Here is a 19,219-nt window from a genome sequence, read left to right as displayed (position 1 = left end):
GCCAGCACTAGGGGGTAGCCCTTCCCTGGGGAGCACGGTGCCTACAAGCCTGTATCTAGACGTTGCTTGACCCAGGCTAGGGCCTCCGGGCGCTGGGTAACAAAGCCCTCCGCCTGGGCCAGTTGGATGGCCTCTAGCAGTTCGCCAATTTGGGGGCCAGGGGGAAGGCCAAGCCCCTGAATTAGGTCTCGCCCGGAAATGAGCGGACGGGGATGGGCCACCGGATCCTGGGGATTGAGGTAGCGTTCTACCAGGGCTATCACGACGGTCTCCGCCATCCCATGGGCCAGGGCCAGCAGGGCCAAACCGCCCAACCCCGCCCCCGTGGCCTTGAATAGGTGATACTGCTGGGGAATGGAGATGGCAGGCTGCTGAGCCAAGGGGCTGAGGATGGCCCAACCCTTGAGAATGCTCAACACGGCCTGCTGCTCTACGCGGCTATACTTCAGCCCCATGAGGAGGGTTTCGGCCTGGGCGGCAGCAGACATCAGCAGTTGGCTGAGCTTAGCGGCCTTGAGCCAACTGCGATGGAGGCCGGGGGCGGTAGCTTCCTTCACCCAGCTTTGGAGCAGGTCGGAGAAGGTGGGCCAGCGCTCATGGATTTGCGCCGCCGTCCGGTCGAGTACCGCCAGTTGCCGTAGATCCTCGTCGCCCACCGTGGGCAACCAGGTTTGCAAGATGCCGTCCTGCCATGCCTCCCGCAAAAGCGCAGACCCCTGGGGCAAGCTGAGCAAGCAATCCAACTCTCCCCGCACCCGTTCAGCGGCCATGGCCTTCAGCAGGGGAGCCAGTTGGCGCAGGGTAGCTTGGGTGTCAGGATCGAGGCTAAAACCCAGTTGGGCCGCTTGGCGATAGGCCCGCAGCAGCCGCAGGGGATCCTCTGCCAGGTTCTCGGCGGAGACCATGCAGAGCACTTTTCGTTGCAGATCGGCATAGCCATCGAGGGGATCCACCAGGGTTTCGCTATGGGGGTTGTAGGCGATGGCGTTGATGGTAAAGTCGCGCCGCTGCAAATCTACGGTGATGCTGGGGCCAATCTGCTGGGCAAAATCTACCGTGGCATTGGGAAACACCACCCGCGCAATTTGGTGCTCCGCATCGAGCACCACAAAGCCCGCCTTGTAGTGGTGGGCAATGTCTGCCGCTGTTTGGATGGCTCGTTCCGGCAGCACAAAGTCTAAATCCAGGTAATCTGCCTGACGACCCAGCAGCGCATCACGCACGCTACCCCCCACCAAGTAAGCCTGGGGGGGCAACAGCGCCACGCTAAAGGGCCAGGTTTGGGGAGAAAGGGCGGATTGCTGGGTAGCCACGGCCAGGGATAGCGAAGTTAGCGTCAGACTCAAGGAAGCCTCTATTCTTTCATGACAACAATTTTTTGGGGTTCCTGACCGCCCACCACGGGCCATCTTAACCGTGCCCCCTCTCCACCCGGATCACCGCCGGATCAATGCCTGGGGAAAATGCCTGGAAAAAGGAGTGAACCGCAGCGGGATGAGAACCGTAGCCGCGATGTTTACATTTTGCAATATTAACCCGCCTTGCCCAGGGCTTTCCCAAAGCTTGAGTAGAATATCAAAAAACAGACCCCCTTCGGTGGATGGGCTTAGCGATATGTGCATTTGCGTAAACTGCCACTATGTTGACCGCTGCACCACCTACCACGCAGTGGAAGGCCAACATCAACAGCCTCACCTCACAGAGGTTCCCAGCTTTGAACCCGTGGAACCCAGCATCAATGTCAACATTCGCCAACGGGGCGAAGACATTGAAATGGAATGGGACGTGGTCGGTTGCGAAAGCTTCCAGGAAGAGACGGGCAAATGGGCTAAGCTACGCCCTGGAGAACTGGTGCCGACTTAGATGAGGAACTTTAGAGCCAGCCCCCTCCCGGTTCAGCAGCAGTGCAGCCTTGGCTTCGTCCATGAGCTAAGCGTGGGGGTGGGGATGATCGGGCTTTAGCAGAGTGGCGGCGACGACAATGCCGATGATGGCCAGCACCGCCATGGGGTAAAAGGCGTAGGTATAGCTGCCGAACCAGTCGCGAATTTGTCCGGCGCTGAGGGTGCCGACCAGGGCACCCACCCCGTAGGCGGTGAAGACGATGCCGTAGTTTTGGGCGTAGTGGTCGGGGTTGAACAGGCGCAGGGTGGTGGTGGGGGCAATGGCCAGCCAGCCGCCCAGGCAGAACCAAAACAGGCAAAAGGCCACCAAATACAGGGCCACCTGTCCCGATTGGGCGTTCACCATCAGCACACAGGCCAGCAAAATCAGGCCATAGGAGGCGATGGCGACCTGGTGGGGACGGAAGCGGTCGCTGAGCCAGCCAAACAGGGGCCGACTGATGCCGTTAAATAGGGCAAACAGGGCCACACTACTCGCCGCCAAACTGGGGTTAATGTTGATGATTTCCTGCCCCACCGGACTGGAGATACCAATGGCGGTGAGGCCCACCAGGGTGCCGATGGTGTAGCAAATCCACAGGCCGTAGAAGGAACGGCTTTTCATCATGTGGGGCGGGTAGCCGTGGTGGGCGGCTTCGTTGGAATGGGGAATGGTGCCGTCGTAGGGGTGCCAGTCTTGGGGGGGCAGTTTGAGGGTGAGGGAGATGGCCAGGATGATCAGGCCAAAGGTGATGCCCATAATCCGCAGGGTGGGCCGCACACCCAGGTCGGCAATTAGGGTATTGGCCAGGGGAGCTGTCACCAGGGGCGACAGGCCAAAGCCAATAATCGTCAGCCCCACCGCCAAGCCCTTGCGGTCTGGGAACCAGCGGGCCACCACCGCCATTGGTACGCCGTAGGTGATGCCGACCCCAATGCCCACCACCACCCCATAGGCCAGGGTGAGGGTTTCGATGTGGGTGGCCAAGCTGGCCAGCAGATAGCCCAGACCCACAATGGCCCCGCCCACCGCCGCCACCCGCCGGGTTCCCAAGCGGCACATATAAAACCCGGTAATCGGCATCATCACGGCATTGCACACCAGCACCAGGGTAAAGGGCAGCAGGCTGGCGGTGGCGCTAATCCCCATTTCCGCCTCCAGGGGCCGACGAAAGACGCTCCAGGAATAGACTGTCCCCAGGCACAGCAGCACGGCAATGCCAAGGGGAATCAGCAACCAGCGGCCTTGCTGGGCAGGCAGGCCAAACACTGTTGGCTCCGCAGGGGGGTAGGTGATGTCCATAGTGAAATGTCCTCGGCAATGGCAAGGTTAGGATTTGAGGGGGCAGGAATTGGGGGTTGGGGGGCAGCAGTCGGGAGTTAGGGGGCAACTCTTGGGGGGATGGACTGAGCTATGGGAATGGTTTGGCTGGCGGCACAACCTGCCTGGGGGCTGTCAGGTCATCTTTATTGTGCCCCGGCAGGCGGGAATAAATACTTAGGGAGACCTTAAACTTCGGTGGGGATGTAAGGAAATGGTGATGCATCCACAGTTGGCACGGCCCAGATTAAGGAGAGGGCATCGTCGCTGGGATGGTCGGCACTGCCGGAACAAGCTAGGGAACCGGGCGGTTCTCACCTAGGGCAGGGGTGCAAGGAGAGGCGGTTTGTTACAGTGGCCTCACCATATCCCCTAAAAACCGCTAAAGCATACTGAAACCATGACCGCGAACTACATCATGGCCCTAGATTTGGGCACCACAGGCAACCGGGCGATTATTTTCGACCGGGAGGGCACCATTGTGGGGCAAGCCTATCGAGAATTGACCCAGTACTATCCTCAACCGGGCTGGGTGGAGCACAATGCTCGGGAAATTTGGGATCAAATTGACTGGGCCATGGGATCGGCCATTTCTAAAGCCGAGCTGACCCCCAAGGACATCGCCGCCATTGGTCTGACGGTGCAGCGAGAAACCTGCCTGCTATGGGATAGCGCCACCGGACGGCCCCTATCGAACGCCATTGTGTGGCAAGATCGCCGCACCGCACCCCAGTGCAATGCTCTACGGGCGGCGGGGAAAGCGGCGGAGATCTACGAACGCACGGGCTTGGTGCTAGATGCCTACTTTTCGGCCACCAAATTGGCTTGGCTGCTCGATCAGACCCAGAAGGAAACCGATCCTCCGGTGGATTTTGACCAGGTGTTGGCGGGCACCGTAGACAGTTGGGTGCTGTGGAACCTGACGGGGCGGAAAGTCCACGCCACCGACCACAGCAACGCCAGCCGGACGATGCTGCTCAACATCACCACGGGCCAATGGGATGATACCCTGCTGGATCTCTTTGGCATTCCCCCCCATCTAATGCCACGCCTTGGCCCTAGCGTTGGCCTGTTTGGCTACACCGATCCGGCCCTGCTGGGGGTGGAGATCCCCATCGCGGCGGTGTTTGGCGATCAACAGGCGGCCCTCTACGGCCATGGCTGCGACCGACCGGGCCTGCTGAAATGCACCTACGGCACCGGGGCTTTCCTCGTCGCCCACACCGGAGATGACGTCGTGCGATCCCAGCATCAACTGTTGTCCACCGTTGCTTGGTCCCAGGCGGCCAGTCCCCAGGCTCCAGGGGCCACCCGCGCCCCCGCGCCCCAGCTTGGCTATGCCATCGAAGGCAGTATGTTCACCGCCGGAGCCTGCATCCAGTGGCTACGAGACGGCATTCAGGTGATTTCTAGCGCAGCGGAAACGGAGATTTTGGCCCAGGGGGTGTCCGACAATGGCGGCGTCTACTTTGTCCCGGCCCTCAGCGGCCTTGGTGCCCCCCATTGGGACATGAGTGCTCGCGGCGCGTTCCTAGGCCTCACGGGCGGGGTCAAGCGAGAACATTTGGTGCGGGCTGTGCTGGAGGCCATTGCCTACGAGGTGAAGGAAGTGGTGGATGCCGTCAACCAGGATTCGGGCACGCCCATTCACCAGCTCAAGGTGGATGGTGGAGCCTGCAACAATGACTTTTTGATGCAGCTCCAGGCCGATGTGCTAGGCATCCCCGTCGAGCGGCCCCAGGTGCTCGATGTGACCGCCCAAGGAGCCGCCTTTGCCGCTGGCCTTGCCGTCGGCTTTTGGGACGACTACCACACCCTCGTCCGCCGCCGCCCCATCGACCGCATCTTTGAACCAGGCCCTCACCAAGACCAGGCCCAAGACGCCTTCCACCAATGGCAACGCGCCGTAGATCGGGCCAAGGGTTGGGCCGAAGCGTAGCCCCGACGCTCCCTGAGCCCCTGCCCCGGGAGGGCCTCCGCCGAGGAGAACGCCCCCAGGAAGAACGCTCCCCTTGGCCCCGTCACGCTAGAACAACAGGCGGGCCAAGGGGCCAGGCAGGGGCAGCACAATCAGCACCAGCAGGGCGAGGGCCACCAACCCCAGCAGGTCGCGGCGGCTGTCAAGTTCGCTGATGTCGTTGAGGGCGGGCTGATCCACGGCGGGAATGAGAAACAGCAGAATGGCCCACACCAGCAATTCTGGGTGGACAAAGGCCAGGGCCAACACCAGGAACCGCGCCACTTGGCCAATCAGGGCTCCGGTGCGCTGACCATACATGGCATGGACGATGTGCCCTCCGTCGAGCTGCCCCACGGGCATGAGGTTGAGGGCCGTGACCACCAGGCCCAAGCAGCCCGCTATGGCGACAGGATGGAGGTGCACCGCCTGTTCTAAGCCCACCTGCCCCCCCAGGGTCAGCTTAATCATCAGGGCTAGCAGCACCGAGGCCGTGGGGTTGATGGCCTCAAAGCTGAGCAGACTGGATCCACTGTCGGGCATGGGCACCACAGTAGACTGGGCCAAGCCCCACAGCAGCAGCGGCACCGTAACCACCAGCCCAGCCAGGGGGCCAGCAATGCCCACATCAAACAGGGCTCGCCGATGGGGCACCGGAGATCGGAGCTGGATAAACGCTCCAAAGGTGCCCAGAAAGAAGGGGATGGGGATGAAGTAGGGCAGGGTGGCCTCCATGCGGTAGCGGCGGGCGGTTAGGTAGTGGCCCATCTCGTGGCAACCCAAAATCGCCAGGAGGGCCAAGGCGTAGGGCAATCCCTGCCAGAGCAAACTAGGATCCGCTTGCCGTTGGGCCTCCGTAAGGCCCATCAACCGGGCTCCAGCCATGGTGGTGGTCATCAGCGTCACCCCCAGCAGCCCCAGGGCCAATCCTGGGCGGGTCAGGGCCTTAGCGCGTGCCTGGGTCTGAGCCTGGGGATTGGGCACCAGGGCAAAAACAGGCTTACCCTGCATTCCCTCCTGAAAAATCACCAGGAAGCGGTCGCCAAACTGCCGCCGCACGTTCTCCCGCACGGTGTCGTAGGCTTCGGTGGGCGATGTGCGGAGTTGCCCCCGGCAGATCATGGCCTGGGGCAGGTATTCAATGGTTTGCAAGTAGTAAACCGACCAAGGGAAGCAGCCCTGTAGGGCGGTTTCTTCCTCCTTGTCGATGGGGCGCAGGGGGGGCTTGGCAGAAGGCGGAGCAACCTTGGGCAGGGCCGCCTCAGCGGGGGCAGAGGGATCCATTGTTGGCTTACGACCCCACTGCACCAGCCCCCAATAGAGCAACGGGCACAGCACAAACAGGCCCAGCAGGATACCTATCGGCAGCGGCTTCTCTGGCCCTTGGGTAATGGCCCAGCCCGCCAACACCAGCGCTGGCATCATCATCACCAGCCACAGCAGCCACACGGGGGTGCGGGTGATCGTCCCCACGCTTTGCTGAACCGAGGAGAAGGTAAACAGACCAAGCAGTAGCAACAGAATCCAAAACACAAGCATGGACAACCAAACCATGAACAGCAGGGGCAACCGAGGCAGGGGGACAATCTATACCGCCCAGGGGGGCTGAGGACACCCACAATCGAGTGACGATCTGGTATCAAGACCTCCGGTGACGGGCGTTTTTGGGATGGGGCATGGGGGCATGACTGATCCGGTACCCGCAGCGGCAGCGATTCAGGCCAAGGAGGACAGGGACAGCATCAATAACGGATCGGTAGCGGTCGAGACCAAGGTAGGATTGGGGAAAGGGGTACACCAACCGCTAAGATCAGCATCCTACCCAACAACCCACCGTCTGCGCCGTCCCCAACGTTTGCCGCCGAGTCAAATCCTATCGCGTCCTATGGTTTTCTCCCCCTCGTCCCCAGTCTCCAAGCCGCCGCGTTCCGTGTTTGAAAGCATCTACGCCTTTGCACCCAATCGGGACACCCTGGGGGGAACCGCTTACTTCATTGTAGAGAAGGACTCCCAGGGGCGGGCACAAAATCTGCTGGTGGATACACCCCCCTGGGATGAAACCACCCGGCAATTTCTGGCGGAGCAGGGAGGAGTGCGGTGGCTGGCGATCACCCATCGTACCGCCCTGGGCAAGGCTGCCGCCCTGCAAAAGCACCTGGGCTGCGAGGTGGTGATTCAAGAACAGGAAGCCTATCTGTTGCCCGATACGCCCAAAACCACGTTTCACCGTAGCCTGAGTCTGACCCCTCACCTAGAAGTCCTTTGGACCCCCGGCTATTCCCCCGGTTCTGCCTGTGTTTACTATGGGTGCTACGGCGGCGTGCTGTTTAGTGGCCGCCACCTGCTGCCCAACCGCCAAGGCCACCCTGAACCCCTGCGCTTTTCCAAAACCTTCCACTGGCCCCGCCATCTCTGCCAAGTCGAGGCCCTCCGCACCCGCTTCAGCCCAGAGACCCTGGCCCACCTCTGCCCCGCCGCCAACACCGGATTTTTGCGTGGCCAGCGCACCATCGACAACGCCTACGCCCAACTCCAGGCCCTCGATTTAGACGCCCTCCGCGCCGCCCCCGCCCTCCTCTAGCCCCTGTGCGGGCGACTAATCAGAGTCAGCCTTCACCCCAGATCTAGGGCAAAGGCAGTGGGATTGTACCACCGATTAACCCTTGTAGCCGATCACGCCCTGGAGAGGCTTCAGCCGTTCTCCTTCAAAGGGTTTCCCCTTCAGCATCCGTTCCCAATACAGCCGGGGCAGCAGGTGTTTTTTCACCAGCCACATACTCCAGCGTTCCTTGGTGGGGTTGATCAAAAAACTAGACCGGGGACGGTTTTGGTAGTCAAACTCGGCCATGATAGTGCTGTTATATCCCGTAATCAGCGGGCAGCAGGTATAGCCGTCGTAGGTTTGTTGAGGCGGTTGCTGCTGGATAGCCGCCAACAGGTTAGCCACGAGGACAGGGGCCTCACCTCGAACCGCCGCCGCCGTTTTGGAGGTGGGCAGAGACGAGGCATCGCCCAGGGAGAAGACGTTGGGGTAGCGATGGTGGCGCAGGGTGTCTTTGTCCACATCCACCCATCCGCCCGGATTGTTGGGCACCGCCAGGGGGCTATTTTTGATGAAGTCGGGGGCGCTCATGGGCGGCACCACATGGATCATGGCGTAGGGAATCACCCGCTGCACCGTTTCGCCCCCCTGCGTGACCTCAAAGACCGCTTCCTTGGCGTCGGCCCGAATTTCTACCAAATTATGGTGAAAGTGGGGCTCGATACCGCGTCGGGCCACCACTTTATCTAAGGAATCGGAGTAAGCCTTAACCCCAAACATAGATCCCCCCGCTGTACAAAACAGCACCCGGCTATTCACCCCAACGCCGCTGCGTTGTTTGAAGGCATCATCGGCCATGTACATAATCTTTTGGGGTGCCCCGCCGCATTTAATCGGCGTGTTGGGATAGGTAAAAACAGCCGTCCCCCCGGTGAACTCCTCCTGAATCAATTGGCGAGTATAAAGGGTGAGATCGCGACGGTAGTTGCTGGTAACGCCATTCTTGCCCAGGGCTTCTGGGAGCCCCTTGACCTTGTGCCAGTCGATCTGAATGCCGGGACAGACTACCAGAAACTCATACTGAATGTGTTGGCCATCCTGGGTCAGCACCGTGTTGTGATCTGGGTCGAGCTTGACCACCGCATCCTGAATCCAGGTGCTGCCCTTAGGAATGAGAGTCTGCTCATCGCGGGTGGTGTCCTCCAGGCGAAAGACCCCGCCGCCCACCAGCGTCCAGCCCGGTTGATAGTGGTGCTGCGCCGAGGGTTCGATAATGGCAATGTCTAGGTCGGGGTTATGTTGGAGCAGTTGGGCCGTCACCGTAATCCCCGCCGCTCCACCGCCGATGACCACAATGTGGTGGCGTAGGGTTTGACGTGGGCCGTCGGAGTCTAGGTTCGCTGCGAGACTGGAAACCAGGTTGGAGGAGGTTGTCATGGAAACCTGCAAGATAGGAAAATAAACAGATTAGTATGACTAATCTGCAAGATTAGAGTTAATTATAAAAAGCTGCCTGGATCCAATCCAAGCGGTGAGGACGAAAGAAAACCTTAAGCTTAGGACGTCAGATTTTAGGTATGACGGCCCATCGGACTGAGGATGAGCCTGGGATAGGGCCAGACCACCTTGGCTTGTGGGCCAAGCTAGGGCAACATCAGCCCAGAAGCGCAATAGGCCCAGCGCTATCTGTGGGTAGCGTAGAGGCGTTCCCAGTAGGGCTCTGCAAACTTTACAAGCCAGTCCTTAACATGGTAAGTGGCGCGGCAGTCGTCTTCGTTGTAGCGCAGGATGGCTTCAAGGTAGGTCGGATCCCCGGTTTCTGCCCAGGAGTTATACCAGCAGATCGACTGGGCTCCGTTCGCCCCTTCATCGCGCCAGTCAAAGCCCATCCAGCGGGCAATGTGCTTTAGAGCATAGCTTTCGATGGGCAGCGTCACCCCATCCGTCACACACTTGTGAACGTCAAAAAAGCGACTGAGCAAAGTCTCAATGTGGCGATAGGGAGTGCCATAGGCTTGCCCTAATTTACGAACGGTCTGGGCTTCGTAGGGGCAGAAGTGGTAGACCGGGGCATCGGGGTAGGCATGAACCAAATCAAGGAAATCTCGCCAAGCCTGCCGCTCTTGGGTGTGGCTTTCGGCCAGCAGGGCATGGAAGGTTTCTTCTCCGGTGATGCGGTTCACCACCAGCACCCCGTGGAGGTAAATCAAGTTTTGGTCGGGGGCCGCCTCGATGTCAAAAAACAGCTCAAATTCACCCTCTGGCAAATCCTCTGGCCACAGGGGAAAGCCGTGGGGAGCCTGGGGGCTGGTGCGGGGGATGGCGCGGTTGTCCATCATGGCCTGGGCTTGGTGCACCAGCTTTTCGGCCACCGTATCCCCAAAGCCCGGGAGAGGGGCAAGGTGCTGGGGCGAGGTTTGGGCCAGGGCCGCCACAGTGGTGATGTGGTGCTGGCGCAAGAAATCGTAGCGAGCAGGCGTTACCCCCGGCAGCAGGGAGAGATGGCGCTGGGCCTTGGCTTCGCCATAGCAGTGGCTAAACCATTGGCAGAGGTCGCAGCGGCTGTGGGAAATGAATAACTCCGGCGGCTGGGGAGCCCGCAGGTCTTGCAGGCTATGGTTGAGGGTATCCTGGAGCTTGACCACCAGCCGCCCTAACTCGATGGGGTAAAGCTGGCCCCCGCGCAGGGCCAAATAGCTTTGGGCGGGCCACACCCCCTGCACCCGCGATAGCACGTAGGCGTGGTAGGCGGCGACCACCTGGTAGTCCAGCTTTGGCTTTTTACCCAGCTTGATGTCAATGGGGGCATAGACCCAGTCGCCCCAGCAAGACCAACCGGGCTGCTTCACCAGGAGATCCGGCTGGCTCACCAACTGCACCCCCTCCACCGGAGCAGGCATTACCAGCACCCCCTGGTGAATGGCCTCTACTCCCTGGGCCATCAGAGCAAGGGTGGCTTTGGCCCCCGCTGCCCAATCCCCCGATGCAAACTGGGGTCGGTGTAGGGGCTCGAAGGTTTGCAGCACCGCCGAGCGATGATCAGCACTGTCCTGACGCAGCTTGAGAAAATAATCGGAGGGCGGATCCTGCCAGTTCGGATCTCCGTAGATGTCTAAAAAAGCCCGCCGATGGCAGCGCTGGTAATGAAAGAGGAGATCGTCTGTAAACCAGCGAATGTAGGACGGGGAAGAATCTGCCTCCAGCGGAAACCTCAGGGGGCTTTCGGAACACCCCCCAGCATGGGTACGCGGCGGCAGAGGGGCACTAGCAGACAAGGTTCGAGATGGAGCTAGGATGACAGGACAGCATTGGCTGGAGTGTGGCCCAACCAAAGGGGCGGCGAGGGCAGTAGTTCAGACCCCAGGGCGCTTTCGGCTGCGCCTGGGGACAAACATCGTAGCCGCAATTAGTGACGGGGAAGCCCATTGAACCGATGAGTACCGCTTAGTAAGCATGGTATACCCTTGAATTTATTCAAGCAACCCTACGTCAAGCCGCTGCCCCCAAGCTTGTCCTTTGTTCTGGCCAGACCCAGACCACCTGGGAGCCGTTCCCCACGCTCCTCAACTAGGCCCAAAACTACCAACCAAAGGCCGAGAAAGCCGCACTGGAGGATATCAGATCCGGATCTAGCGAAGGAGCAGAAGCCTCGACAGCGGTGGCTTCGGATCCATTCAGCAGGCGCGATTCTGCACAAAAGGAGGCAGTGCTGAAGCCGCCAAACCGTTTTACTACGCTGGTGCGCAGGCGTAGGTTGGGGTTGGCAAACCAAAACCGCTCGACGGAGCTCATGGTTTCGTATTCGGTGGTGAGTAACAGCCCCCCCTCCGCGTCAATTTCGTAGCGACCAATGACGGGCACAATTTCGGCGTAGCCCCGCTCGCGCAGGAGTTGCCCTACCTGGGGATTATCCGCATCGGGTACCAGGGCAAAGACGGTGCGCCCTTCGTGGTTTTCGTCTTCTTTATCCCAGGCCATGGAGCCTTGCCAGGTGACGAGCGCCCCGCCAACCGCCAACGACGGATCGACGTTGTGGAGCTGGCAAATGTCTACCACGCCGGAATCGGTGGCCTCAAGAGCCTGAACAGAAATTACCGATCCCCCCAGTTCGGCCCGTCGAAAGGGCAGGTGGTGGGTGGTGCGTTGAGAGTTCCACTGGCCCGCGCTGAGGCGGAAGAAATCCATTACATCCATGGAGCTAGGGATTGCGATAAGACAATGACAGGAGAGCTTGGATCATATGGGTGATCATACGCGATTATTGGTTTTCGCGGGAGTACCTGCGGCCCTTGCCTAAGCGTTAGCCATGGCACTTTCAAAGGCCGCTCGGTTTTCGTAGACATCGAACACACGATCCATGCTGGTCAACTCAAACAGCATTCGCACCTGATCATTAATCGAGCAAATGCAGAGTTTGCGACTCATGCCCCGCACCTTTTTCAAAATGACGACGAGGGTACCCAACCCAGAACTGTCAATGAAAGTAATCTCCTTGAGGTCAATTAGAATAACTTCGGCTCCGGCCACCAGCATCTCATCAACCGTCTGCCGAAACTCTTCTGCCTTGGTGCCATCTAAAATGCCCTCAGGGGTAATCACTTCCAGCTTCACGCTCATCCGTCGGGTTCCTTATAGCAATTGATAAAACGTTCGCTCAACCGAAAGCTAGGCCAGGGATTCTGTGGCCTAACGTCTCGATAATACCGACTTATGGCGGGGTGTATATCGCCCTCGGCGTGCGATCTTGGTTAATTTCTACCACAAGCTGGGCGTGCTGCCGATCTTGCTTGAGGGGGGCTACAAAGAGGTCTGGGTGGAGAGCCTGCCAAAAGTACTCCACAAAGGCGTCAATCTGATCATTGTCCATCCCCGATTTGCCCTGGGCTTTCATCTGTTGCTCAGCCTGTTGCCGCCACACCTTGCTGATGCGGTAGTCCTGGGGGTAGAGGATCATCAGGCGATCCAGGCGATCCCAGAGGGGTAGGTAGGTGGCCAGTTGGCGATTCATATCACGGGCAAACTGGCGATCTGCTTCGGTGCGAATGGGGTCGGGGGGCTGGGCCAACTGGGCTTCTAGCGCCGCCGTTGCCAGGGGCCTTGTGCCCAAAAACCATCCCTCAAATAAAACAATCTCGACGCCGCATACGAGGTCTGGGGCCACCCGATCCCCCTCACCGCCGTGGAGCGACTTATCGAAGCGAGGGATGGCTACCGCTTCCTCCGATGGGGCCTGCCGCAAATGGTCGAGGACACGAATACCCAGATCCACATCATGGGTGCCCGGTGGCCCCCGCCATCGCAGCCGAGGATCAGCCTGACGGATCTGCTGTCGTTCTGAGTAGGTCTTGTACAAATCATCAATGGAGAAGCCCAGGGTAGGGTAGCCCATGGCTTCTAAAATGTGCCGGAGAATGAGGGAGAGGGTTGTTTTCCCCGTCCCCTGTCCCCCTAGGATGCCCTGAATCAGCGGTCTTGGTAGACTCTCGCGGGCTTGCTTCAGCGTGATCGCTAGGGGCAACCAGAGCTGCCAATATAGGGTGAGGGTGACGGCTTGAGGGGCAGGGGGTAGCCCCAACAAGGCGTGGTGGGGCACCAGGGTTCTCAACCAGTGCAGACGCTCGGCCAGCGCTTCGTCTACGGTGTCTGGGTCGATGCCCCAAGCCTGAGCCCGATCTGCATCCGCCAATTCCCACTGTCGCAGCGCCGCCGCCTGGGTTGAAGACAGCGCTGGATCCGCCAACACCTCAGCGAGAAGGGCAGCGATGAGGTCAGAGGAGGCCATAGCAGCGACGGGATGGACAAGGGGTTACTTGGAGGAGCCCCATCAAAGCGGCTCCTAGCCTGAGTGTAGGATAGTCATCGCGGCCACAGCCGTAGGCATCGCTACGAGTTCTGTAATTGGATCAGAAGCCCTTCGTGGCGCACTCGATCCGTTTGACCATAGCTGGTGAGAATTACCCCTTTCAGGTGCTTGAGGGCGGGCTTAGCCACGGTTTCCCACAGCCGAAACTGGGGCGACTGTTGGCGCACATAGGCCGCAGCGGTCGGCCAGTCTAGGTGAACATAGCTTTCTCCCAACCGAGGGAAGCGGCCCAGCTGATCGGTCCAAATCGGCGGCTGGCCCTGCTGCTGTTCTACCCTTAGAGCTTGCTCCATCAGCACTGGCGAGGTCGTCAACACTTGATGGTGGCCCACTTGGGCCGTCAATCCAGCGACCTCCGTCTGCACCTGCAAAGCCCCTGGTCGGCTCTGGCTTAGGGATAGCCGCGTCCACACCGTTGTGGGAAATCCTAAAATCTCAAGCTGGCCGAGGCTGAAGCCCCGGTCTGGGGCCATCCTACCGAGGGTTTCGATCATCTGCTGAGTCGAAGGATGGGTGGGGCTCACCAACAGCCAGTCGGGTAAACCATTCGTCGGGCTGAGGCCCAAACCCAGGGCATAGGGCTGATCAACGGTCTCCAGAAGTTGGTGGGTCACTCCATTCCCCAGTTGCTCGTCCACCGTGTCCAATAGGGCGATCCCGTTGACTCCCTGCTCTACCCAGGGGGCCAGCCAGGGTAGAAGGTGATCGCCCAGGCGATCTAAATCATGACCCATCGCTTCTAGACCCAGAGATCCAGGTAAATAGCGGGCGAGGGCATACCAATCCTCTATAGCCTCGCGATGGGGTTCGAGCGGTTGCCCAGAAGCCGCCACCCAAGCAGCCTCTGCCAACACACCCTGGCGCTGAAGCCCCAAGGAGATCAGGCCCCACGTCAGGGGCAGATGCTCTGTGGCTTCTAAGGTTGCCAGGGTCGTGGTTGGGGTAGGGTGCAGCCACTGCTGAATTTGAGGTAGATTGACCGCCAACAGACCCACCCTAGGCCCAGACAGGGTCTTGAGGGCGAGCTTATATCGCCAATCGGTGGCCACATTATCCCCGACCGACTGGGCAGCGGCGATGGCTTGGCGCAGCACCATCGGGTCATTGGCCACAAGCAAAAAACGGTTGGCCACCATGGCCGTGGCAAAGGTCGAAAACCCATGCCCAGAACGGGCGGCAGACCGACCGTAGATCAGTCGGGTGCCGCCCAAGTCTTCAAAGGTTAGGGGCTCTCCCGCTAGGGCGCGATTTTGCCAGAATAACTCTAGGGTGGCGCGGGCTTTGTCCACATCACGACAGGACAACACCGCCAAATACCCTGGCCTACGCCCATTGGCGGGATCTAAATCCAGATCAGGGGAAACCAAGGCAACGGTGATCTCCTCCCCCAGCCAGGGCCGCAGATCCCGCTCATAGGTCAACCCCGTTTGCGCTAGAACCGCCCGCTCTAGGCGATCTCGGTCGGCCCGCAGGCTGGGCCGTTGCTTGGGAGTTGCCAAGTAGTCCCACAGTTGGGCTAAGCGGTCAGGTCGAGTGAGCACCGATGCCATCCAAGGGGACTGCTTGGGCACAAACTGTACGGCCTGGGGCACCGCCTGCCCCCCCCGATCCAGGAGATATAGAGGGGTACGTAGAGCTAGCCCACCCAGCAGGCCAACCCCTAACACCAACACCAGCCCCGCCGCGACGGCCAAGGGAATAATAAATGTCCGAAACGTGATGGGGCGAAACTTCATGGGCGCAACCGACAACACCGACAAGGCCAAGCCCAGACTGGGAACGCGGCCAAAGACAACATTCCCAGTGTAGGGTGCCCCTGCATCCTTGCGCACCTAGGCGGGCCAGAGCGTGTTGAAATGCAACAATCACAGGACGTGGGCGAACATGGCCCACCACCCTCCGTCGATGGAGCCCATTGTGAACGGTCGTTAAATGGTGAAGTCTGGATCAATCCCGCGCCACACAGCAATCAGACGCCCCTGAATGCCCACGCCGTCGGCGGGAAACTCCATGACGGGATAGTTGGGGTTGGCAGGCTTGAGCTGCACTTGATTGCCATGGCGGTAGAACGTCTTCAGCGTTGTTTTGCCATTGTCAACTATGGCGGCGACAATGGTGCCGTCCCGCACGGCCTGCGGATCGGTGACAGGCCGCATGATCGCAATGTCACCATCTTGGATCATGGCATCAATCATGCTGTCCCCAGTTACCCTGAGGGCGTAGTCGCCGTGGCGGATGGGAAGTCCGTTCAAATTCAACCGCTCGACGGTATCGGTAAATGCCTCGCTGACCAAGCCCGCGGCAATACTCCCCAAAATGGGAACACCTCGCACATCTTCACGCACGCGAATGGTTCGTGCCTTGCCCTCACTCCACTCAATGTAGCCCTTCCGTCTAAGGTGTTCTAGGCGACTTTGAATGGGTGCTGGAGACTTCAGGTTCATCGCTCTCATCATTTGCCGAATGGAGGGAGAGTGCTGATTTTCCTGAATGTAGTTGACCAACCAGTCATACAGTTCTTGTTGGGCGGAGGTTAACGTTTCCATAGGGGATCACAAATTCTGTTGTTGGGCCATATTTACTATAGTCCAACTGTATTAAAAAATAAAAGTTGCGGCCATCTCTTAGGGCCATCCATGAACGAGCGTTGACTGGGTTTAACCGCCGTTCGCGTTAGCCGCCGTTCGCGTTAATCGGATGCGGATAGCATACCCCCGCAAAAAAGCCGCCCCAAGCGGAGCGGCCCTGATCACAGCCAAAGTCAACACCTTCGTTGCGCCTAGACCCCATGAAGGCCCAGACGTACCAGAGACTAGCGGATGTACTCCTTCAAAATGCTGTTGCGGTTGGGATGACGCAACTTGCGGAGAGCTTTAGCTTCAATTTGGCGAATGCGCTCACGGGTAACGTTAAAGATCTGGCCAATTTCCTCTAGGGTTTTCATGCGGCCATCGTCAAGGCCGTAGCGCAGGCGCAATACATCCCGCTCACGGGGGCTGAGGGTGCTGAGTACGCTTTCGAGGTCTTCCCGCAGCAAGCTTTTGGATACTTGGTCTTCGGGGGTTTCACCATCGGATTCAATGAAGTCTCCCAGGCGAGAGTCTTCCTCTTTACCAATGGGCGTTTCTAGGGAAATGGGAAGCTGGGCCGATTTGGCAATAAACCGCAGCTTTTCAATGGTCATTTCCATGCGGGTGGCAATCTCTTCTTCAGTGGGCTTACGGCCCAGTTCTTGGGAGAGCAGCTTGGTGGTTTTCTTGATGCGAGAAATGGTTTCGTAGAGGTGCACCGGAAGGCGAATGGTGCGCGATTGATCAGCAATGGCTCGGGTAATAGCCTGACGAATCCACCAGGTGGCGTAGGTGGAGAACTTGTAGCCCTTTTCGTGGTCAAATTTTTCGGCGGCACGAATCAGACCTAGACTACCTTCCTGAATTAAATCCTGGAAGGAAAGCCCACGGTTCATATACTTTTTGGCAATGGACACCACAAGCCGTAGATTGGACTGAACCATTTTGTCCTTGGCCCGACGCCCCACATGAACGCGGTGACGAAAAGCTCCAACGGTAAAGGTTTCCCCTTCCTCTTGCATCACAGCGGCGGCCCACTGTTCCCACTCTTCGGCGGTCAATTCTTGGCTGAGGTTCTGGAACTCTTCCTCGTCCAAGTTGTCATTAAGTTCATCGAAGATGCGCTCTAGCTTGAGCAGATCGGCAATCTTACGAGCAAGCTCAATTTCTTCTTCGGCTCGTAGCAGGCGAATTCTGCCAATTTCCTGGAGATAGAGGCGGATAGAATCTTCGGTGTAGTGGCGTTTTTTGGCTGGAGCCCGACGGCGGGCGGTTTTACCTTTAGCCCCCTTAGCGGTAGAATCGGCCTCGTCATCTTGAGCAATATAGTTCTCGTCACCATCGCTATCGTCGATTAATAGCTCGATATCACTATCGGGTTCGATGGTTTCGAGCAGATGATTTGCTTGGGTCATACCGCGATCCTCGTGCTCCTTCAATTCAAAACAAAGGTTTTTTTCAGACTAGCAGTTCTATCCCTGAGGTGCCCAGTCTCCGAAGAAAACTTGCGTACCTTGAGCCACTCTAGCGGCAGACGAACTTCCATAGACGACCGCCAACCAAGGCCCATTGGCTCTGGCCTTGCCTCAATTCTGCCTTCTTGTCTATCGAAGGTATTGAAACAAGGGGTTAACGGCTTACTAATTTTAACCGTAAAGCTTCGGGGCTGCACAGATCGGGGGTAATCTAGCTCTGGCTAATCGTCCAAACCGTTGAAAAATCTCATTTTTTTAGCAAATCTCCCATTGCTTCAAAACAATTTAATATGGTTCATTAGAACTACAAAACAACTTCCCTTGGAGGTATCCAGTCCGGTTTCCATGGGCTATATATGGGCCAGCGGGAAAATCGCAAACTGGCCTGTACGGCATCAGCCTTTATCAAATGCCTTGGGTGCTCCTGGTGTTCTCGATGCGGTGGGGATTCGTGGTCAAGCGTCTAGCCAGACTCCGCTAGGGGGGATAGAAGGTAGGGGCTAGGGCAAAACGGCCTCCTGCAAATTGGCCACGGACTGAATTTGATCGGGGCTAAACCCAGCTCGCTCTAGGGATCTGAGGTGGGATGGTTGGCGATATCGGCCATCCATTTGAAGAGTGCGTCGATAGGTGGCTTGGGCGGCAGCGGTATCGCCCCTCGAAGCTAGGGCTAGGGCCAGGGCCACCCAGGGGTGAGGATTTTGGGGCTCCAGTTCTGTGGCTTTTTGGGCATGGTGGATGGCGGGTTCCCACTGGCCGAGGCGCTGGTAGGCCAAACTGAGGTTGTAGTGGGCAATTTTGTTGTCGGGCTTTAGCTCTAGGGCGCGGTGATGGGTGGCGGTGGCTTGGTCAAGCTGGCCTTCCACTAAATAGACAATCCCCAGGGCATTCAGGGCTTGCACTTGGTCAGGATCCTGCCGTAAAGCGGTGTTCAGGGTTTTGATGGCGTTGGGACGGTCGCCGGAGAGGTGCTGCGTCCAGCCCAGGATGATGTGGCTATTGGGGTTGTAGGGATCGAGGGCGGCGGCAATTTTAAGGGTGGCTACGGATCGCTCCAGATCGCCCCCAGATCGATAGGTCAACCCCTGCTGACGGTAGCGTTCGGCGGTGCCCGTATCCACCAAAAAAGCGGGATAGGCTAGGGCGGTGAGAGTGTCCTCCGTCCAGACCGATCCTTGCAGGGCGGTGGTGGGTAATGTTTGACAGCCCCCCAGCCCCGTGAGCAGCAGCCCCAGCCAAGTCAACCGCATCCGTCCCATAGGTTTTGACTGCATTACTGTCGATGATCCTGTGACGTTAATAAGTCGGCCTCTGCTGAAACGCTATGCTTGCCATGCCCTAGTGTTAGGGATGATGCACCCCAGGACAAGCCCCGATCAAACCAGGGAGGTGGAGCGGTTGGGAGGCAAGGGACGATATGGAAGGTTGATGGGATTTGACGGCGAACGCGGGGCATAATAGAAGTCATAAATACATCTCTATCCAAACCCTCTATCCAAGTCTCTACTCAAATTGAACGTGTATTAACTTGCCCCTAGAGCGTTCTCTCTGAACTTTCTGGAGTCCTGCTTCTGTGGGAAAACTGGGCCATTAAAAACGTTATAAAAC

General features: G+C 58.6%; 15 protein-coding genes. 3 read left to right on the top strand and 12 right to left on the bottom strand.

The features are described 5' to 3' along the window. Nucleotides 1-41: 41 nt before the first annotated feature. Nucleotides 42-1,313 (bottom strand): CCA tRNA nucleotidyltransferase, encoded by a 1,272-nt coding sequence (locus GFS31_RS07205; RefSeq protein ID WP_225907607.1) that lies wholly within the window; start codon nucleotides 1,311-1,313, stop codon nucleotides 42-44. 301 nt (nucleotides 1,314-1,614) lie between these two features. Here GFS31_RS07205 and GFS31_RS07200 point away from each other — a divergent pair, with 301 nt between their 5' ends. Next, the gene (locus tag GFS31_RS07200; protein ID WP_198807522.1) at nucleotides 1,615-1,863 is read left to right on the top strand and encodes a Ycf34 family protein; all 249 of its coding nucleotides are present in this window, start codon (nucleotides 1,615-1,617) and stop codon (nucleotides 1,861-1,863) included. A 66-nt stretch (nucleotides 1,864-1,929) separates the two neighbouring features. Here GFS31_RS07200 and GFS31_RS07195 read toward each other — a convergent pair whose 3' ends face one another. Then, a complete protein-coding gene (locus tag GFS31_RS07195) occupies nucleotides 1,930-3,186 on the bottom strand; it encodes an OFA family MFS transporter (protein ID WP_198807521.1) in 1,257 nt (418 codons plus the stop codon). Between the two features lie 418 nt (nucleotides 3,187-3,604). Here GFS31_RS07195 and glpK point away from each other — a divergent pair, with 418 nt between their 5' ends. Next, a complete protein-coding gene (glpK, locus tag GFS31_RS07190; RefSeq protein WP_198807520.1) occupies nucleotides 3,605-5,143 on the top strand; it encodes a glycerol kinase GlpK in 1,539 nt (512 codons plus the stop codon). Nucleotides 5,144-5,230: 87 nt separating this feature from the next. Here the strand turns inward: glpK and GFS31_RS07185 are convergent, their stop codons facing one another. Continuing rightward, a complete protein-coding gene (locus GFS31_RS07185; RefSeq protein WP_198807519.1) occupies nucleotides 5,231-6,700 on the bottom strand; it encodes a site-2 protease family protein in 1,470 nt (489 codons plus the stop codon). A gap of 346 nt (nucleotides 6,701-7,046) precedes the next feature. Here GFS31_RS07185 and GFS31_RS07180 point away from each other — a divergent pair, with 346 nt between their 5' ends. Then, a complete protein-coding gene (locus GFS31_RS07180; RefSeq protein ID WP_198807518.1) occupies nucleotides 7,047-7,742 on the top strand; it encodes an MBL fold metallo-hydrolase in 696 nt (231 codons plus the stop codon). A gap of 75 nt (nucleotides 7,743-7,817) precedes the next feature. On the opposite strand, the gene GFS31_RS07175 is transcribed toward GFS31_RS07180, so the two are convergent. From GFS31_RS07175 to GFS31_RS07135, 9 genes are all read right to left on the bottom strand, one after another. Beyond that, nucleotides 7,818-9,140 carry an FAD/NAD(P)-binding oxidoreductase gene (locus GFS31_RS07175; protein ID WP_198807517.1) on the bottom strand — a complete coding sequence of 441 codons (1,323 nt, stop codon included), beginning with the start codon at nucleotides 9,138-9,140 and terminating at the stop codon, nucleotides 7,818-7,820. Between the two features lie 245 nt (nucleotides 9,141-9,385). Then, a complete protein-coding gene (locus tag GFS31_RS07170) occupies nucleotides 9,386-10,978 on the bottom strand; it encodes a TM0106 family RecB-like putative nuclease (RefSeq protein ID WP_225907606.1) in 1,593 nt (530 codons plus the stop codon). 304 nt (nucleotides 10,979-11,282) lie between these two features. After that, nucleotides 11,283-11,897 carry a phycobiliprotein lyase gene (locus GFS31_RS07165; protein ID WP_198807516.1) on the bottom strand — a complete coding sequence of 205 codons (615 nt, stop codon included), beginning with the start codon at nucleotides 11,895-11,897 and terminating at the stop codon, nucleotides 11,283-11,285. A gap of 99 nt (nucleotides 11,898-11,996) precedes the next feature. Beyond that, nucleotides 11,997-12,320, bottom strand: a complete 324-nt coding sequence (locus tag GFS31_RS07160; RefSeq protein WP_198807515.1) for an STAS domain-containing protein — start codon at nucleotides 12,318-12,320, stop codon at nucleotides 11,997-11,999. Between the two features lie 91 nt (nucleotides 12,321-12,411). Then, nucleotides 12,412-13,485: a glycerate kinase gene (locus GFS31_RS07155; RefSeq protein WP_198807514.1), complete on the bottom strand. Its 1,074-nt coding sequence runs from the start codon at nucleotides 13,483-13,485 to the stop codon at nucleotides 12,412-12,414. Between the two features lie 101 nt (nucleotides 13,486-13,586). Beyond that, nucleotides 13,587-15,398 carry a DUF3352 domain-containing protein gene (locus GFS31_RS07150; protein ID WP_198807513.1) on the bottom strand — a complete coding sequence of 604 codons (1,812 nt, stop codon included), beginning with the start codon at nucleotides 15,396-15,398 and terminating at the stop codon, nucleotides 13,587-13,589. 96 nt (nucleotides 15,399-15,494) lie between these two features. Then, nucleotides 15,495-16,112, bottom strand: coding sequence for a transcriptional repressor LexA (gene lexA / locus GFS31_RS07145; RefSeq protein WP_198807512.1), 618 nt, complete (start codon nucleotides 16,110-16,112; stop codon nucleotides 15,495-15,497). A 266-nt stretch (nucleotides 16,113-16,378) separates the two neighbouring features. Then, nucleotides 16,379-17,551 (bottom strand): RNA polymerase sigma factor RpoD, encoded by a 1,173-nt coding sequence (gene rpoD, locus GFS31_RS07140; protein WP_198807511.1) that lies wholly within the window; start codon nucleotides 17,549-17,551, stop codon nucleotides 16,379-16,381. Between the two features lie 560 nt (nucleotides 17,552-18,111). Beyond that, nucleotides 18,112-18,885, bottom strand: coding sequence for a tetratricopeptide repeat protein (locus tag GFS31_RS07135; protein ID WP_225907605.1), 774 nt, complete (start codon nucleotides 18,883-18,885; stop codon nucleotides 18,112-18,114). Nucleotides 18,886-19,219 lie beyond the last annotated feature (334 nt).

The sequence above is a fragment of the Leptolyngbya sp. BL0902 genome (assembly GCF_016403105.1).
GTDB lineage: Bacteria > Cyanobacteriota > Cyanobacteriia > Phormidesmidales > Phormidesmidaceae > Nodosilinea.
This window is presented reverse-complemented; position numbering and strand designations above follow the sequence as displayed.

What these genes read in the sequence shown, in the direction of transcription:
- rpoD (WP_198807511.1), bottom strand. Translation starts at nt 17,551, where the DNA reads ATGACCCAAGCAAATCATCTGCTCGAAACCATCGAACCCGATAGTGAT.
- GFS31_RS07155 (WP_198807514.1), bottom strand. Translation starts at nt 13,485, where the DNA reads ATGGCCTCCTCTGACCTCATCGCTGCCCTTCTCGCTGAGGTGTTGGCG.
- lexA (WP_198807512.1), bottom strand. Translation starts at nt 16,112, where the DNA reads ATGGAAACGTTAACCTCCGCCCAACAAGAACTGTATGACTGGTTGGTC.
- glpK (WP_198807520.1), top strand. Translation starts at nt 3,605, where the DNA reads ATGACCGCGAACTACATCATGGCCCTAGATTTGGGCACCACAGGCAAC.
- GFS31_RS07200 (WP_198807522.1), top strand. Translation starts at nt 1,615, where the DNA reads ATGTGCATTTGCGTAAACTGCCACTATGTTGACCGCTGCACCACCTAC.
- GFS31_RS07175 (WP_198807517.1), bottom strand. Translation starts at nt 9,140, where the DNA reads ATGACAACCTCCTCCAACCTGGTTTCCAGTCTCGCAGCGAACCTAGAC.
- GFS31_RS07160 (WP_198807515.1), bottom strand. Translation starts at nt 12,320, where the DNA reads ATGAGCGTGAAGCTGGAAGTGATTACCCCTGAGGGCATTTTAGATGGC.
- GFS31_RS07180 (WP_198807518.1), top strand. Translation starts at nt 7,047, where the DNA reads ATGGTTTTCTCCCCCTCGTCCCCAGTCTCCAAGCCGCCGCGTTCCGTG.
- GFS31_RS07165 (WP_198807516.1), bottom strand. Translation starts at nt 11,897, where the DNA reads ATGGATGTAATGGATTTCTTCCGCCTCAGCGCGGGCCAGTGGAACTCT.
- GFS31_RS07195 (WP_198807521.1), bottom strand. Translation starts at nt 3,186, where the DNA reads ATGGACATCACCTACCCCCCTGCGGAGCCAACAGTGTTTGGCCTGCCT.
- GFS31_RS07185 (WP_198807519.1), bottom strand. Translation starts at nt 6,700, where the DNA reads ATGCTTGTGTTTTGGATTCTGTTGCTACTGCTTGGTCTGTTTACCTTC.
- GFS31_RS07135 (WP_225907605.1), bottom strand. Translation starts at nt 18,885, where the DNA reads ATGCAGTCAAAACCTATGGGACGGATGCGGTTGACTTGGCTGGGGCTG.